The organism is Haloimpatiens lingqiaonensis, from assembly GCF_901447495.1.
Classification (GTDB): Bacteria; Bacillota; Clostridia; order Clostridiales; family Clostridiaceae; genus Haloimpatiens; species Haloimpatiens lingqiaonensis.
The window spans coordinates 1-16221 of record NZ_CABDWS010000011.1 but is presented as its reverse complement, the minus strand read 5'-3'; the positions used below and the strand labels follow the sequence as shown (position 1 = coordinate 16221).

Sequence of the window (16221 nt, the reverse complement as noted above, 5' to 3'; positions counted from 1 at the left end):
TTTTTGGATAAAAATATTGAAAAAATAAAAGAGTTAGTGCATGTACTAAATAAACATTCATATGAATATTATGTATTGGATAATCCAACCATATCCGATAAGGAATATGACGAAATTTATGACCAGCTGGTAAAACTTGAAAAAGAAACAGGCTTTATATTGCCCTATTCTCCAACTCAGAGAATAGGGGATGGTATACTATCAGGATTTGAAAAGTATACCCATAGGGCTAAACTTTGGAGTTTAGATAAATCACAAAATATAAATGGCATAATTCAGTGGCATAATAGAAATAAAAAGGCTGTAGAAGAATATAATAGAACTCATGAAGATAAATTGCCGCAACTAAAATATATAGTTACAAAAAAATTCGATGGACTTACGGTAAATTTAACCTATGATGACAATGGAGTATTAGTTAAGGCAGCCACTAGAGGAACAGGAGCTGTAGGAGAAGATGTAACAGCTCAGGTAAAAACTATAAAATCCATACCTCTTAAGATAGATAATGACTCAGTGGTAGAAATACACGGTGAAGCTATAATGACAAAAGAGGCTTTCGAAGAATATAATAAAAATGCCCAGGTTCCTCTTAAAAATTTAAGAAATGGAGCTGCTGGTGCCCTTAGAAATTTAAACTTGAAAGAAACTTCTAAGAGAAATCTTTCAGCCTTTTTCTATGATGTAGGATACAATGAAGGAAAGGCCTTTGAAACCTATAGTGAAATGATGAATTTTACAAAGACAATGGGACTTCCAGTAGATGACTACATAAGAGAATGTGAAACCATAGAGGATATACAAAAGGAAATAGAATATATAGATAAAATCAGGGGAGAATTAAACTACGATATAGATGGAGTAGTTATAGCTATTGACCATATAAAAACTAGAGAAATACTAGGTTATACTGTAAAATTCCCTAAGTGGGCTATAGCATTTAAATTTGAAGCAGAGGAAGCTACTACTACTCTTTTGGATGTAGAATGGAATGTAGGTAGAAGTGGAAGGGTAAGTCCTACGGCAATATTGGAGCCAGTGGATATAGCAGGTGTAACTGTTAAAAGAGCTACATTAAACAATATGGATGACATAGAAAAAAAAGGTGTAAAAAAGGGCTGTAGGGTATTTTTAAGACGTTCTAATGATGTTATACCTGAAATAACTGGTGTAATAGAGGAGAGCTTAGAAGGAGCAGAAGACATAAAGCCGCCAGAAAAATGTCCTTATTGTGGTAGTGAAATTGTAAGAGATGGAGCACATTATTTTTGTGAAAATACCCTTTCTTGTAAGCCACAATTAGTTAAAAGTATAGTTCATTTTGCTTCAAGAGAAGCTATGAATATAGAAGGATTTAGTGAAAAAACAGCAGAGCAACTTTTTGAAAATCTAAACATTAAATCTATAAGCGATCTTTACAATGTAAAAAAAGAGGAACTGTTGACCTTAGAAAGATTTGGTGAGAAAAAAGCTCAAAATTTAATTGACGCAGTGGAAAAAAGTAAGGAACCAGATTTAGCTTCATTCATATACGCACTAGGAATACCTAATGTAGGTAAAAAGACAGCAACAGATTTGGCTAACAGATTTAAAAGCTTTGAAAATTTTAAGAATGCTTCCTTTGAAGAATTAATAGAAATTCAAGACATAGGCGAAACAGTAGCTAAATGTATTGTAGATTTCTTCAAGGACAATATGATAAATAAAAGTGTGGATGAGCTGTTTACAGTAGGAATAACACCGCAATTTGAAGAAGTAAAAATAGAAGAAAATAATTTTAATAATAAAACTGTAGTAGTAACAGGAAGTCTTCAAAAATATAGCAGGACTGAAATAAAAAATAAATTGGAGAGTCTTGGAGCTAAGGTTTCTTCAAGTGTTAGTAAAAAAACAGATTATGTTTTAGTTGGAGAAGCACCGGGATCTAAATATGAAAAGGCAGTAGAACTAGGGATTAAGATTATTACGGAAGAAGATTTTGAAAAATTAGTATAAAGTCACTTAAAAACTCAAAAAAGTATAAAAAAGCGTAATATGAATAAATTACCTTATTTACAAAATGAAAATAAACGGTTATTATAAATTGGACAATATAGTTTCATATATAGTTTCATATATCTTAAAGCTAATTAATAACCCAAAACTTCAGCTTAAGTGGTGGAGAATCTATATTAAGTTAATTAATGAGTAAAATATTTAATGTGGGTTTAGTATAATTTACTTTAATTAAAAGTAATGATGTAAGCGGAGGAAGAAAATGAGGAAGGTAATTGATATTTTAGGGTGGATATGTGTTTTTGTAACAGTGGTAGTTCTTGTAATCACATTGTTGACAACATACCAATTTATTTACCTAAGACATTTTAATACTTACAGGATAATTCAATTGTGTATATTTTTTACGGCAATTACGTGGTCTATTAAGATGTTCATTCAAAAGCCAGATCATTCCAATATAATTTATCCTTTATTGTACATGCTTTTGGCAATGGGAACTATATTTTTTATATATGTTGGAGTGTATTAGTAGTTAATAAGTAATAAGTAATAATTAATAGGTAACAAGTAAGAACTTTTGGAAGAATTCAGCAAGGCTGAATTCTTAGCACAACTAATATTAACTGATATTAATTATTCACAAATTAATTATAAAAAAACTCTTTGAGTTTTATCATTAACTCTTACTTTTTACTTCTTACTTATATGCAATTTTATCCCTAGTCTCGTTGTGTATAAATTGCTAGTTTTATCTAAGATTAAACTAGTGATGTATACTTAAAGGCTGGGGATTTTGTTTATTTTACAAACTATAATTATCATAGAATTTTTGTAGTAAAATAGAAATGTCATGTAGATTAAATTTAGCAGATAAAATTTAAATAATAAGTAGATTAATTATAATTAATACAAAAAAGAAATGAGGGATAATGTGTCAGTTTCAAAAGAAGATGTTGAATATATAGCTAAGCTCTCAAGATTAAGTTTCAATGAAGAGGAAAAAGAGTCTCTTATAAATGATTTAAATAATATTTTAAATTATATGAAACAGTTAAATGAATTAAATACAGATGCTGTAGATATAGTGGTAAATCCTTACTATATGGAAAATAAATTTAGGGAGGATCAGGTTGTGGAATCTATGGAGCTTGAGAAGGTTTTGGAAAATGCGCCAGAAAAGCTAGGGGAATATGTAGTGGTTCCAAAGATAATGGAAGAATAATTTTAAACAAAGGAGGGGAAAAATGGAACTGTATAGGTTAAAAGCCCATGAAATAAAAAAATTAATTGAAGATAAAGAAGTGAAGGCTGAAGAGGTTACAACTGCTTTTTTAAATAGAATAGATAAAGTAGATGAAAAAATAGGAGCGTATCTTTATGTAGCTAGAGAAGAAGCTTTAAAAAGTGCCAAGGAAGTAGATGAAAAGATAGCTATGGGAGAAGACCTAGGACAATTAGCAGGTATACCTATAGCGGTAAAAGATAATATAAGTGTAAGGGGGATGCAAAACACGTGTGCTTCTAAAATGCTAGAAGGATATGTGTCGCCTTATGATGCTTTTGTAACAGAAAAATTAAAGAAAAATAACGCTATAATATTAGGAAAAACAAATATGGATGAATTTGCTATGGGATCTTCTAATGAAAATAGTGCATTTAAAATTGTTAGAAATCCATGGGACTTAACTAAAGTTCCAGGGGGATCCTCTGGTGGTTCAGCAGCCTCAGTAGCAGCCTGTGAAGCAGCTCTTTCTCTTGGAACAGAAACAGGAGGATCAGTAAGACAACCAGCTTCATTTTGTGGAATAGTTGGCTTAAAACCAACCTATGGAAGAATTTCAAGAAATGGAGTAGTAGCCTTTGCCTCTACTCTTGATCAAGTAGGAACCTTTGGAAGAGACGTTAAGGACTGTGCACTTTTAACAGGAACTATAGCAGGAATTGATAAAGGTGATTTTACTACTGTAGATGAAGTGGTACCAGACTACACAAAATTCCTTACAAAGGATGTAAAAGGAACTAGAATAGGAGTGCCTACAGAGTTTCTTCAAGGACTAGATAATAAAATAAGAGCAAAAATAGAAGAAGCTATAGAAGTATTAAAAGAAAATGGAGCTATAGTTGAGGAAATTTCACTTCCATTAGCTAAATATTCCTTAGCAGATTATTATATTATAGCCTGTGCAGAAGCTTCATCAAATCTAGCTAGATTTGATGGCATTAGATATGGACACAGGGCTAAGGACTTTAAAGATTCTGTGGATATATACTTTAAATCTAGAACAGAAGGTTTTGGAGAAGAAGTAAAGAGAAGAATAATGCTTGGAACATATGTGCTTTCAGCAGGATACTACGATGCATACTACAAAAGGGCATTAAAAGTAAGAAAGCTTATAAAAGAAGAATTTGATAAAGTATTTAAAAACTACCATGTAATAATAACACCAACATCACCTACTACAGCATTTAAAATAGGTGAAAAAACAAAGGATGTACTTTCAATGTACTTATCGGATATATACACAGTGCCTGCTAATGTGGCAGGAATACCATCAATATCTGTACCTTGTGGAATGGTGGATGGTATGCCAGTGGGAATGCAGATTATGGGAAATTACTTTCAAGAAGGTAAATTATTCAATTTAGCATATAGCTATGAACAGTCAACAAACTATCATAAGGAAATGCCAAGGTTATAAAGGAAGGTGAAAAACATGGAGTTTGAAGCGGTTATTGGACTAGAAGTTCATGTGGAACTTGCAACAAATACGAAAATATACTGTGGTTGTACTACAGAATTCGGAGGAAAACCTAATACGCATGTTTGCCCTATATGTATGGGGCTTCCAGGTTCACTTCCTCAGCTTAATAAAAAAGTAGTAGAATACGCCATGAAGGCGGGAATTGCATTAAACTGTTCTATAAATAAAATAAATAGAATGGATAGAAAAAACTACTTTTATCCAGACTGCCCTAAAAATTATCAAATAACACAAGATGAAATTCCTCTATGCTACCATGGATATATAGACATAGAATTAGACAATGGAGATAAAAAAAGAATAGAATTAGACAGAATTCATATAGAAGAAGACGCAGGAAAGCTTATACATACAGATGCGGGAACACTTGTGGACTACAATAGAGCTGGAGTGCCACTGGCTGAAATAGTTTCAAAGCCAGATTTAAGAAGTCCTAGGGAAGCTGTATTATATCTTGAAAAATTAAAGAGTATTTTACAAGCTATAGGTGTATCTGATTGTAAAATGGAGCAGGGTTCTTTAAGATGTGATGCCAACATATCTGTAAGGGAAAAAGGCACAGAAAAGCTCGGGGTAAGAACAGAGATAAAGAACATGAACTCTTTTAAGGCTTTAGAAAAAGCCTTAAATTATGAATTTGAAAGACAAACAAATGCAATTGAAAAGGGAGAAAAGCTTGAAGTAGAAACAAGAAGATGGAATGAAACTAAAGGCATAACAGAGGTTATGAGAAGTAAAGAAAATGCTAACGACTATAGATATTTCCCAGAAGGAGATTTAGTTACGATAAATATAGATGATAGTTGGATAGAAAAAGTTAAATCTGAAATACCAGAACTTCCTCATGAAAAAGTGGAGAGATTTTTAGAACAATATGAAATACCTAAATATGATGTAGATGTAATAGTTTTATCCATGAATATGGGTGATTTCTTTGAGGAAGCGGCAAAGGAGAGCGGCGATGCTAAAGCTGCATCCAACTGGATAATGGGTGATATATCAAGACTTATTAATGAAGATTTTTTACAGACCACTGATCTGAAGTTTAATCCAAAACAATTAGGGGAACTTATAAAACTTATAAACGCTAAAACTATATCTAAAGCCATAGGAAAAACAGTATTAGAGGAAATGTACAAAACAGGAAAAAATCCTAAAGAAATAGTAGAAGAAAAGGGATTAGTTCAAAATAGTGACCAGGGAGCTATTTTAGAAATAGTTAAACAGGTTTTAAAAGACAATCCTAAGTCCATAGAAGATTACAAGAAGGGTAAAACTAAGGTTACTGGATTCTTAGTTGGTCAAGTTATGAAAGCCTCAAGAGGAAAGGCAAACCCTGAAATGGTTAATAAATTAGTGAAGGAAGAAATTAAGAAATGATATAGTGTCAAAAGGTATAACTGATTCATTAAATGAAGTGGTTATACTTTTTCTTTTAAGGGCCTAAAAAATCTTTTATTGGCGGTAGCCAGCGAGAATATAGAAATATTAAATATCAAATATTAAATATCAAATATTAAATATCAAATATCAAATATCAAATATCAAATATCAATTAATGTTGAAATTCCTATGGAATTTCTTAAATTAGAATTTGTGGGGGAAGTAAGAATTAAGTAAGAGGTAGAAAGTAAGAAGTAAGAGTTAAGGGAGATTTTCCTCCACTGCGTTACGGAAAATCTTTATTAAATAAAATGTAATATTAAAACAAGCTATAAGGTAAAAAGTAAGAAGTTGAGCACTTAAAAAGTTCTTTTGGCGTAGCCCGCTGATTTATAATAAAATACTTATTATATAAAGTGGTTGGATAATCTACTTTTAGTTAAAGCTTAAAATAAAAATGCAATTTGAAATTATCTATTAAGGTTATTAATGTTTTATGGGGTAAGTGAAAGCATAGCTATTTTTACCACAACTATTATCTTTTACTTATTCACAAATTAATTATAAAAAACTCCTTGAGTTTTACCTCTTACCTACTTCTTACCTTTTCTCTCCTACAAATTAAGATTTTCTGAATAAAATGAAGAAAATCCACATTAATTGATATTTGATATTTGATATTTATTATTTATATATTTAGCCTGGATATGGTCAATAAAAGATTTAATTTAAGCCCAAAAGATAGCTAACACAATTTCACAACGTGAAATTACGTTAGCTATCTTTTTTACATTCTAAAATTTTCCTAATGCAATGAAGAAAAATTATCCTTATAAAATAAAAATCTAATCTTCATTATCTTTTACAAATTTGTGGATGTAAAGGAGCATAAAGAATATACACATATTTGTTTCACTATAAAAAGAAACTTTCTTTTGCTTAAAACATTCTTTCTTTTTATTAAAATCTATGTTTTTAACAAAAATAGGAGCATATTGAGTATTTTCTGGCGTTGATATATTTGGCATTATAAAATATTGTTCTTCTAATAAATCTTCAGATTTAAGTGAGAAATTTTTATATCTCTCCACATCATCTAAATTTGGAGCTTCAGGCCAGCTCAAAATCACACCAGAGTTCACTAATTGATACTTAAATATATTATAAAGCATAGCTTGATAATCTTTAGAATCTTTTAGTGTACACTGTATTAATAGACACATTAAATATAAGACGATGTCAAAGGATGAGAAGGAAATCTTTTTATCATCTGATGAATAATAAAATATACCTAAATTTTCATCATATAATTTTATTAAATCACTAAATATCCTGTCACTTAACTCTTGGAATTTTATAACAGGCATAAAACCATTTATAAAAGTTAAATTTATAAACAAAAGGGATTTATCTTCTATAGGTTTTTTCAGTTCTTCAAAAGTTGTATTTTGATATTTGTTTACTAGTAGATCACATACGTCTAAAAGCAGTAGCTTAGCATTTTCATCCTTAGAATAGTTATAAAATGCATTTAAGCCAAAACAAATCTTATTTAATTCTTCTAGGGATAGAGTATATAAATCCTCCTTAAAATCTAGAAACATGTTTAGTATGTCCAGTGAAAATTTCTTAAAATCCTCACTGTACTTATCGCCATAACAGGAGTATTTATAATATGCAGCCATGAACAAGGCCTGGTCTGAAAACTTGAATTTTTTATTTTTATCCTCAAAAACTATATTTTCAGAAAAGGTTTCTGTAGTATCCAGTTTATCTACAAAAACTCCTTCTGCATTTCTAAGATAGGAGGCATAAAATAAAAGTTGGTTTTTACACATAGACATATACAATTTATAATACATGTATTTGTCTTTACATATAGTTTCAAAAGAATTGTAGTAATCTAGTAATTCAAGAAGAGCTAGAGTCATAAATGCGTTAGAAGTTGAATTTACTTCTTTTTTAAATTTTTCTCCATTCCAAACTAAGTTGCCATATTCATCTATTAACTTAGAATCTGCTTTTTTATATAAGCATAATAGTGGAGAAAATTCTTTAATTATGTTAATATCGTTATTAGAAAAAGAGTTGTCCTTTAAATCTTCTAAAGGAATTGCAATTCCACATTTTGAATTTAAAACTATATGTTTTAATGATTCCTTAGAAAGGTGAAATAGTTCACTTAATATACTATCTTTATTAATACTGCTTATCCTTAAAAAAGGACCAATATATTTCAAAATATATACACCACCTAAAATTAATCCTTATAAGAATATATGTGAGTTGGGGTTAAATATTGCTTGTCTATAGAAAAAAGATTAAATAAATTTAAGGAGTGAGGTACGAAGTGAAAAAATTGGTAGTAGCTAGTAATAATGAACATAAAATAGAAGAAATAAAAAACATACTTTCTAAATTTGATTTAGAGGTTTTATCCTTAAAAGAAGTGGGAATAAATATAGATATAGAAGAAACAGGCACTACATTTATGGAGAATGCTTATATTAAAGCAAGTGAAATATATAAAATAGTAGAAGATGCTATGGTTTTAGCTGATGATTCAGGATTAATGGTAGATGCATTAGGTGGAGCTCCAGGGGTGTATTCAGCACGTTTTGCTGGGGAACATGGAAACTACAAGAAAAACAATGAAAAACTTTTAGAGATGTTAAAGGGTATAAGTTATGAAGATAGAAAAGCAAAATTTGTGTGTGCAATGGTTTTAATATTAGATGAGGAAAGAACTATAAAAGTTCAAGGCGAGGTAAAGGGCGTTATAATAGATAAAGAGTCAGGAGAAAATGGATTTGGCTATGACCCATTATTTTATGTTCCAGAGTATAATATGACTTTTGCTCAAATGGACGGAGGGATAAAGAATAAAATAAGTCATAGAGCTAATGCTCTAAGAGCACTTGAAGATAGCGTAAGAAGTATAATGGAGGAGTAAAGGTGAGAATAGGCATTATAAGTGATACTCATAGAGATTTAACTTGTATAAGTAAATTAGAGGATGTATTTAAAGAAATTGATATGATAATACATTTAGGTGACAATGTCAGAGATGTGGAAGAATTGTCTAGTCATTTTAAATGTCCTTTCATAAATGTAAAAGGAAATTGTGATTTTACGAATAAAGTGCCTGATGAAATAGTAGAAGAAATAGGTGGCAAAAGGTTTCTCATAACCCACGGACATAAATATGATGTTAAATGGGGAATAGATAGATTAAGATATAGAGCATTGGAATTACAAGCAGACATAGTTCTATTTGGACATACTCATTGTTCCATGAATCAATACATAGATAATACTTGGTACGTAAATCCAGGAAGCCCATCTTTGCCTAGGGATTCCAGTAAAACTGTAGGTATTATAAGGATTGAGGGAGAACAGGTAGATGTATCCATAATGGGAATAAACTAAAAAACGCAAAAAAAATTATAAAAAGGTATTGACGAAATAGACAGTATAGTGTAGAATAATCATTGTCGTCGGGAACAAAACATCTGAAAAGAACAAGATGAAGTTCGCGGGACAGTGATTCCGGGGTGTGGCGCAGATGGGAGCGCGCGTGGTTTGGGACCATGAGGTCGCAGGTTCAATCCCTGTCACCCCGACCACAAAACTTGCGGGTGTTGCTCAATGGTAGAGCGCTAGCCTTCCAAGCTAGACACGAGGGTTCGATTCCCTTCACCCGCTCCAGATGTGCGTCTTTAGCTCAGCAGGATAGAGCAACGGCCTTCTAAGCCGTGTGCCAGGGGTTCGACTCCCTTAAGACGCACCAAAAGTGTGCCATTAGCTCAGTTGGTAGAGCACCTGACTCTTAATCAGGGTGCCCAGGGTTCGAATCCCTGATGGCGCACCAATTTATTTTAATATGGTGAATGTAGTTCAGCTGGTAGAGCACCAGATTGTGGCTCTGGGTGTCGTGGGTTCGAGTCCCATCATTCACCCCATATTGGGATATCGCCAAGCGGTAAGGCACCAGACTTTGACTCTGGCATTCGTAGGTTCAAATCCTGCTATCCCAGCCAAAAATGATCTACTAGCTCAGTCGGTAGAGCACATGACTTTTAATCATGGTGTCCGGGGTTCGATTCCCCGGTAGATCACCAAAAGATGCAGGTGTGGCGGAATTGGCAGACGCACTAGACTTAGGATCTAGCGCCAACGGCGTGGGGGTTCGACTCCCTTCACCTGCACCAATAAGCGGAAGTGGCTCAGTTGGTAGAGCGCCACCTTGCCAAGGTGGATGTCGCGGGTTCGAGTCCCGTCTTCCGCTCCAACTAAATATGCGGGTGTTGCTCAATGGTAGAGCGCTAGCCTTCCAAGCTAGACACGAGGGTTCGATTCCCTTCACCCGCTCCAAAATATGCGTCTTTAGCTCAGTTGGATAGAGCAACGGCCTTCTAAGCCGTGTGCCAGGGGTTCGACTCCCTTAAGACGCACCAAAAGTGTGCCATTAGCTCAGTTGGTAGAGCACCTGACTCTTAATCAGGGTGCCCAGGGTTCGAATCCCTGATGGCGCACCAGCTTTTTTTAAAAACTAAATTTCGGGGTGTGGCGCAGATGGGAGCGCGCGTGGTTTGGGACCATGAGGTCGCAGGTTCAATCCCTGTCACCCCGACCACAAAACTTGCGGGTGTTGCTCAATGGTAGAGCGCTAGCCTTCCAAGCTAGACACGAGGGTTCGATTCCCTTCACCCGCTCCAAAATGTGCGTCTTTAGCTCAGTTGGATAGAGCAACGGCCTTCTAAGCCGTGTGCCAGGGGTTCGACTCCCTTAAGACGCACCAATTATTTAATATGGTGAATGTAGTTCAGCTGGTAGAGCACCAGATTGTGGCTCTGGGTGTCGTGGGTTCGAGTCCCATCATTCACCCCATATATTGGGATATCGCCAAGCGGTAAGGCACCAGACTTTGACTCTGGCATTCGTAGGTTCAAATCCTGCTATCCCAGCCAAAAATGATCTACTAGCTCAGTCGGTAGAGCACATGACTTTTAATCATGGTGTCCGGGGTTCGATTCCCCGGTAGATCACCAAAAGATGCAGGTGTGGCGGAATTGGCAGACGCACTAGACTTAGGATCTAGCGCCAACGGCGTGGGGGTTCGACTCCCTTCACCTGCACCAATAAGCGGAAGTGGCTCAGTTGGTAGAGCGCCACCTTGCCAAGGTGGATGTCGCGGGTTCGAGTCCCGTCTTCCGCTCCAACTAAATATGCGGGTGTTGCTCAATGGTAGAGCGCTAGCCTTCCAAGCTAGACACGAGGGTTCGATTCCCTTCACCCGCTCCAAATGCGCCTTTAATTTATTATTAAATTATAAAGGCGCATTATTAATGAATATGATATTTGTTGCGCTCATAGCTCAGTTGGATAGAGTGACAGACTTCGAATCTGGCGGTCGAGGGTTCGACTCCCCCTGAGCGCACCATACATAGGCAAAACGTAGGGCACCTGTATCAAGGCTTTAAGAGATTTAGTAGATTTCTTAAAGCCTTATTTTTTAATGATTTTTTAATGATTTTTCAAAACGTCTGCAAAATGACAACAAAAATAAATAAAAATCTTGCATTAAAAGTAAATTATTGTTATTATATACGTATAATAACGTTATATACGTTAAAAAACTTTTATAAAAAACTTTTATCCGATGACTACCTGCCGTAATACTCCCACTTCTAACAAAGTGGGAGATAACGGTAGCTACGTCCCTGGATAACGATCTCTAACCTTCAGTTGGAGTAAAAACTCCATCTGAAGCTAAGAGTTCTGTTTATATAAAAAAATAGGGAGAAATGGAGAGGGGTATTATGGAATTAAATTTAAAAAAAGAAGAAGTGTTAAGCATTTTAAAGGTTATAAGAAGTGAAAAGGCAGCAGCCAAAGAATATTATGATGAACATAATGAAGAGGACAAAAGGGAAGGGGTAACTTCACCAGAGGAATGGACAAGCATCTATAACTCAATACTTAATCAAGCTCATAAAAATGATGAACTTACTATGATTGAACTTATGAAATAAGCCTTAGGGCTTATTTTTTTAGTTAAATTATACAAATAAATAAGCCGTACAAAATGTACGGCTTAAGTTTCAATTAACAGATTAAACAGAAAGGACTATATCCATAGTTTTATTATAATTTTTAATGTTCTATATTGCAACAATAATTAGTATATTTCATTATTCAAAAAGATGATAGAAAATCATTAATCTATAGACTAAATAAATAAACCTGTAAAATATAATAATGGAATATATAATAATAGAATATATAAAAGAGGAGAAAACATAGGTTCACAGAATATATTATTTAGAGAGAAAGTAGTCTATTGAAGGTGATTCATATGGATAAAAATGATAAGCAGTTATTACAAACAGTTTTAGATGCAGCTTATGATGGTATTGTAGTTGTGGACAAGGAAGGATATATTACCATGATGAACAAAGCCTACAGAGAATTTTTAGGATTAAAAAAAGTTGTAGGCAGACATGTGACTCAGGTAATAGAAAATACTAGACTGCATTTGGTGGCCAAATCTGGAAAAGAGGAAATTGGTGAGCTGCAAGAAATAAAAGGCAGATACATTGTAGCAACTAGATTTCCCATAATAAAAGATGGAGAAATTCAAGGTGCCATAGGTAAAGTATTGTTTAGAAATGTAAAGGAACTTAATGATATATACAATAGAATAAATAAAATGGAAAAAGAGATAAGCAGCTACAAAGGCAAACTAAATTCTTTAAACAATGCAGTATATTATTTTCATGACATAATAGGATCTAGTGGAGTAATAAATGAAACAAAATTACTTTGCAGCAGGGTGGCCAAAACTAATTCAAACGTTTTGCTATCAGGGGAAAGTGGTACAGGAAAAGAACTATTTGCGCATGCTATACATAATGAAAGTAATAGAAAATATGGTCCTTTTGTGAAGGTTAATTGTGCAGCTATTCCTATGGATCTTTTAGAATCGGAGTTGTTTGGTTATGAAAAAGGTGCATTTACAGGGGCAGCCAGAGGGGGGAAAATAGGAAAATTTGAGATGGCTCATGGGGGAAGCATATTTTTAGATGAAATAGGTGATATGCCCTTTCATATGCAGGTGAAGCTTTTAAGAGTGATACAGGAAAAAGAAGTGGAAAGAATAGGAGCATTGGGTCCTAAAAAGGTGGATATAAGGATAATATGTGCCACCAATCAAGATTTAGAAAAGTATGTTAAAGAAGGTAAGTTCAGAGCAGATTTATATTATAGACTTAATGTAGTAAACATAAAGATTCCTTCTCTAAGAGAAAGAGATGGAGATATAGTACAATTAACCGATTTTCTAATTAAAAAAATATGCAATGATTTAAATAAGAGCATAAATGGCATTTCAAATGAAGCACTGGAAAGCTTAAAAAGCTATTATTGGCCTGGGAATGTGAGAGAGCTAGAAAATGCCATAGAAAGGGCTATTAATATTCTAGAAGAAAATCAAATAATAGAATCAAAACATTTGCCTAAAGAAATAACTGGCCATATAGAGGAAAAAATAATTACTTTAGAACAGTGTGTATGGGATTCGGAAAGAAAAGCCATTATAAATGCTTTAAAGGTTTATAAAGGAAATAAGAGTCTTACGGCCAAAGCTCTAGGTATAAGTAGATCTACCTTATATGAAAAAATGGATAAATATAAAATTTTGTAGTATATATTATTTTATAACTGTGAAAGTTGAATTAATTACTTTTAAATTGAAAATTGTAACTAATAAAATTGTATACTAATTTTTATCCGATGACTACCTGCCGTAACACTCCCACTTCTAACAAAGCGGGAGATAACGGCAGCTACGTCCCTGGATAACGATCTCTAACCTTCAGTTGGAGTAAAAACTCCATCTGAAGGTTAGAGATTTGTTTATATATGTAGTATAAATAATACATTAAAAACATTGCTAAAATAAAACTGTACGAATTAAAATACAATTTTATTAAAAAAATAATAAAGTGTATGAAAAATCATACACTTTATAGTCGATATTTGGTTATATAATTGAAATTTTGTAAAAGTATAAGGTTAAAAATATAAAATTGTATTTATCCGATGACTACCTGCCGTAACTCCCACTTCTAACAAAGTGGGAGATAACGGCAGCTACGTCCCTGGATAACGAACTCTAACCTTCAGTTGGAGTAAAGATTCCATCTGAAGGTTAGAGTTCTGTTTATTGATGAATAATTAATGAAGATAGATAGCCCTAGAATCAATATTTATATAAAGGAAAAATTTATAGAAAATTTTAAATATTGTATAAGTGGCATGGATATTGCTCTAAAATTTAGTTATACATAATAAGTTTAATAGACTAAGGGGGTTATGATATGGGGAAGATAAAAAATATAGAAGAAGCATTAAATATGATTAAAGATGGGGATACCATTGCTGTAGAAGGCTTTGTAGGTAGTGGACATCCAGAAGAAATTACATTAGAGTTGGAGAAAAAATTTTTAGCAGAGGGGAATCCTAAAAATTTAACACTTGTTTATTCAGCTGGACAAGGAGATGGAAAAGAAAAAGGGCTTAATCACTTAGGCCATGAGGGATTATTAAAGAGAATAATTGGGGGACATTGGGGATTGGCACCAAAACTACAAAAATTAGTTTTAGAAAATAAAGCAGAAGGCTATAATCTTCCTCAAGGGGTTCTAAGTCATTTGTTTAGGGATATAGCAGCTGGAAAAGTTGGAACTATAACACATGTAGGATTAAAAACTTTTATAGATCCAAGAATACAAGGTGGTAAATTAAATGAATTATCAAAAGAAGATTTAGTACAACTTCTAGACATTAACGGAAAAGAATATTTATTATATAAATCTTTCCCTATAGATGTAGCTTTAATAAGGGCAACCTATGCTGATGAAAATGGAAATGCAACCTTAGAGAAAGAGGTAGCTCCATTAGAAAGCCTTGCCATGGCTCAAGCGGCTAAGAATAGTGGGGGATTGGTAATTTTACAGGTAGAAAAAGTAGTTAAAAATGGTACACTAGATCCTAGATTTGTTAAGATACCAGGTATGCTAGTAGATGCTATAGTAATTTCTTCACCAGAAAATCACATGCAAACCTTTGGTGAACAATACAATCCAGCCTATTCAGGAGAAGTTAAAGTTCCAATGGAAGCATTGCCAAAAATGGACTTAGATGAAAGAAAGGTTATATGTAGAAGGGCAGCCAAGGAATTAGAGTCAGGCACTGCCATAAACCTTGGTATAGGAATGCCAGAGGGGATTGCTATGGTAGCTAATGAAGAAGGCATAGGAGGGCTTAATTTAACCGTAGAAGCAGGTCCTATAGGAGGAATACCTGCAGCAGGACTTAGCTTTGGAGCCTCAACTAATGCAGACTGTATAGTAGATCAACCTTCACAATTTGATTTCTATGATGGTGGTGGATTAGACGCAGCATTTTTAGGACTTGCTCAATGTGATGAAAAGGGTGATATAAATGTTAGTAAGTTCCACACAAAAATTGCAGGATGTGGAGGATTTATAAACATAACTCAAAATTCTAAAAAGGTTATATATTGTGGAACCTTCACTACTAGAGGATTAAAGGAAAAAGTAGAAGATGGAAAGTTAACTATTCTAAATGAAGGATCTGTTAAAAAGTTTGTAAACAAAGTTGAGCAAATTACGTTTAGTGCAGAGTATGCTTTAGACACTGATCAATACGTATTGTATATAACAGAAAGAGCTGTATTTAAACTTCAAAAAGAAGGATTAGTATTAATAGAAATAGCACCAGGAGTAGACCTTCAAAAGGATATACTAGATCAAATGGACTTCAAACCAATAATATCACCAGATCTTAAACTTATGGACGAAAAACTTTTTAAATAATATTTTTATTATTTGCAAAAGTATTTAAATGTTATAGAAGAATTTTAAGAGGTGAATTTCATCTTTCGTACTATGTATTTGTTACTGTAGAAAACCACTTTTAATTTACAAATAATAAGAGACTGGTTTATATAATTTTTATTTATTGTATTTAGACTGCTATTGCTAATAAAAGG

At 33.3% G+C, this 16221-nt stretch carries 10 protein-coding genes and 22 tRNA genes; 31 read left to right on the top strand and 1 reads right to left on the bottom strand.

What is annotated here, in order from left to right; genetic code table 11:
- The first annotated feature begins 3 nt into the window (after positions 1-3).
- The 4 genes from ligA (at position 4) to gatB (ending at position 6140) form a co-directional block, all read left to right on the top strand.
- A complete protein-coding gene (ligA, locus tag FGK85_RS03665; protein ID WP_138203824.1) occupies positions 4-1995 on the top strand; it encodes an NAD-dependent DNA ligase LigA in 1992 nt (663 codons plus the stop codon).
- A 934-nt stretch (positions 1996-2929) separates the two neighbouring features.
- Complete coding sequence (gene gatC / locus FGK85_RS03655; RefSeq protein ID WP_138203820.1) at positions 2930-3220, top strand: Asp-tRNA(Asn)/Glu-tRNA(Gln) amidotransferase subunit GatC; 291 nt, start codon at positions 2930-2932, stop codon at positions 3218-3220.
- 22 nt (positions 3221-3242) lie between these two features.
- Positions 3243-4697, top strand: a complete 1455-nt coding sequence (gene gatA / locus FGK85_RS03650; RefSeq protein WP_138203818.1) for an Asp-tRNA(Asn)/Glu-tRNA(Gln) amidotransferase subunit GatA — start codon at positions 3243-3245, stop codon at positions 4695-4697.
- A 15-nt stretch (positions 4698-4712) separates the two neighbouring features.
- The gene (gene gatB / locus FGK85_RS03645; RefSeq protein WP_138203816.1) at positions 4713-6140 is read left to right on the top strand and encodes an Asp-tRNA(Asn)/Glu-tRNA(Gln) amidotransferase subunit GatB; all 1428 of its coding nucleotides are present in this window, start codon (positions 4713-4715) and stop codon (positions 6138-6140) included.
- Between the two features lie 848 nt (positions 6141-6988).
- Here gatB and FGK85_RS03640 read toward each other — a convergent pair.
- Positions 6989-8383 carry a hypothetical protein gene (locus tag FGK85_RS03640; protein WP_138203814.1) on the bottom strand — a complete coding sequence of 465 codons (1395 nt, stop codon included), beginning with the start codon at positions 8381-8383 and terminating at the stop codon, positions 6989-6991.
- A 110-nt stretch (positions 8384-8493) separates the two neighbouring features.
- Here FGK85_RS03640 and FGK85_RS03635 point away from each other — a divergent pair, with 110 nt between their 5' ends.
- The 27 genes from FGK85_RS03635 (at position 8494) to FGK85_RS03505 (ending at position 16045) form a co-directional block, all read left to right on the top strand.
- A complete protein-coding gene (locus FGK85_RS03635) occupies positions 8494-9096 on the top strand; it encodes an XTP/dITP diphosphatase (protein WP_138203812.1) in 603 nt (200 codons plus the stop codon).
- A gap of 2 nt (positions 9097-9098) precedes the next feature.
- On the top strand, positions 9099-9572 hold the full coding sequence (locus tag FGK85_RS03630) for a metallophosphoesterase (RefSeq protein ID WP_138203810.1): 474 nt from the start codon (positions 9099-9101) through the stop codon (positions 9570-9572).
- A 121-nt stretch (positions 9573-9693) separates the two neighbouring features.
- Positions 9694-9769, top strand: a tRNA-Pro gene (locus FGK85_RS03625).
- A gap of 8 nt (positions 9770-9777) precedes the next feature.
- A tRNA-Gly gene (locus tag FGK85_RS03620) sits at positions 9778-9851 on the top strand.
- Positions 9852-9856: 5 nt separating this feature from the next.
- A tRNA-Arg gene (locus FGK85_RS03615) sits at positions 9857-9933 on the top strand.
- Between the two features lie 5 nt (positions 9934-9938).
- Positions 9939-10014, top strand: a tRNA-Lys gene (locus tag FGK85_RS03610).
- Positions 10015-10029: 15 nt separating this feature from the next.
- Positions 10030-10105, top strand: a tRNA-His gene (locus FGK85_RS03605).
- A 3-nt stretch (positions 10106-10108) separates the two neighbouring features.
- Positions 10109-10183 (top strand) — tRNA-Gln (locus tag FGK85_RS03600).
- Between the two features lie 5 nt (positions 10184-10188).
- A tRNA-Lys gene (locus FGK85_RS03595) sits at positions 10189-10264 on the top strand.
- Positions 10265-10270: 6 nt separating this feature from the next.
- Positions 10271-10354 (top strand) — tRNA-Leu (locus FGK85_RS03590).
- A 4-nt stretch (positions 10355-10358) separates the two neighbouring features.
- Positions 10359-10434, top strand: a tRNA-Gly gene (locus FGK85_RS03585).
- Between the two features lie 9 nt (positions 10435-10443).
- Positions 10444-10517: transfer RNA gene (locus FGK85_RS03580), tRNA-Gly, on the top strand.
- 6 nt (positions 10518-10523) lie between these two features.
- Positions 10524-10600, top strand: a tRNA-Arg gene (locus FGK85_RS03575).
- A 5-nt stretch (positions 10601-10605) separates the two neighbouring features.
- A tRNA-Lys gene (locus tag FGK85_RS03570) sits at positions 10606-10681 on the top strand.
- A 22-nt stretch (positions 10682-10703) separates the two neighbouring features.
- A tRNA-Pro gene (locus tag FGK85_RS03565) sits at positions 10704-10779 on the top strand.
- 8 nt (positions 10780-10787) lie between these two features.
- Positions 10788-10861 (top strand) — tRNA-Gly (locus tag FGK85_RS03560).
- Positions 10862-10867: 6 nt separating this feature from the next.
- A tRNA-Arg gene (locus tag FGK85_RS03555) sits at positions 10868-10944 on the top strand.
- A 13-nt stretch (positions 10945-10957) separates the two neighbouring features.
- Positions 10958-11033: transfer RNA gene (locus tag FGK85_RS03550), tRNA-His, on the top strand.
- Between the two features lie 5 nt (positions 11034-11038).
- Positions 11039-11113: transfer RNA gene (locus FGK85_RS03545), tRNA-Gln, on the top strand.
- A gap of 5 nt (positions 11114-11118) precedes the next feature.
- Positions 11119-11194, top strand: a tRNA-Lys gene (locus FGK85_RS03540).
- Between the two features lie 6 nt (positions 11195-11200).
- A tRNA-Leu gene (locus FGK85_RS03535) sits at positions 11201-11284 on the top strand.
- 4 nt (positions 11285-11288) lie between these two features.
- Positions 11289-11364 (top strand) — tRNA-Gly (locus tag FGK85_RS03530).
- Positions 11365-11373: 9 nt separating this feature from the next.
- A tRNA-Gly gene (locus tag FGK85_RS03525) sits at positions 11374-11447 on the top strand.
- 62 nt (positions 11448-11509) lie between these two features.
- Positions 11510-11586: transfer RNA gene (locus FGK85_RS03520), tRNA-Arg, on the top strand.
- Positions 11587-11965: 379 nt separating this feature from the next.
- Positions 11966-12178 (top strand): hypothetical protein, encoded by a 213-nt coding sequence (locus tag FGK85_RS03515; RefSeq protein WP_138203808.1) that lies wholly within the window; start codon positions 11966-11968, stop codon positions 12176-12178.
- 323 nt (positions 12179-12501) lie between these two features.
- Positions 12502-13848: a sigma-54 interaction domain-containing protein gene (locus FGK85_RS03510; protein WP_138203806.1), complete on the top strand. Its 1347-nt coding sequence runs from the start codon at positions 12502-12504 to the stop codon at positions 13846-13848.
- A 676-nt stretch (positions 13849-14524) separates the two neighbouring features.
- Positions 14525-16045, top strand: coding sequence for an acyl CoA:acetate/3-ketoacid CoA transferase (locus FGK85_RS03505; RefSeq protein ID WP_138203804.1), 1521 nt, complete (start codon positions 14525-14527; stop codon positions 16043-16045).
- Positions 16046-16221 lie beyond the last annotated feature (176 nt).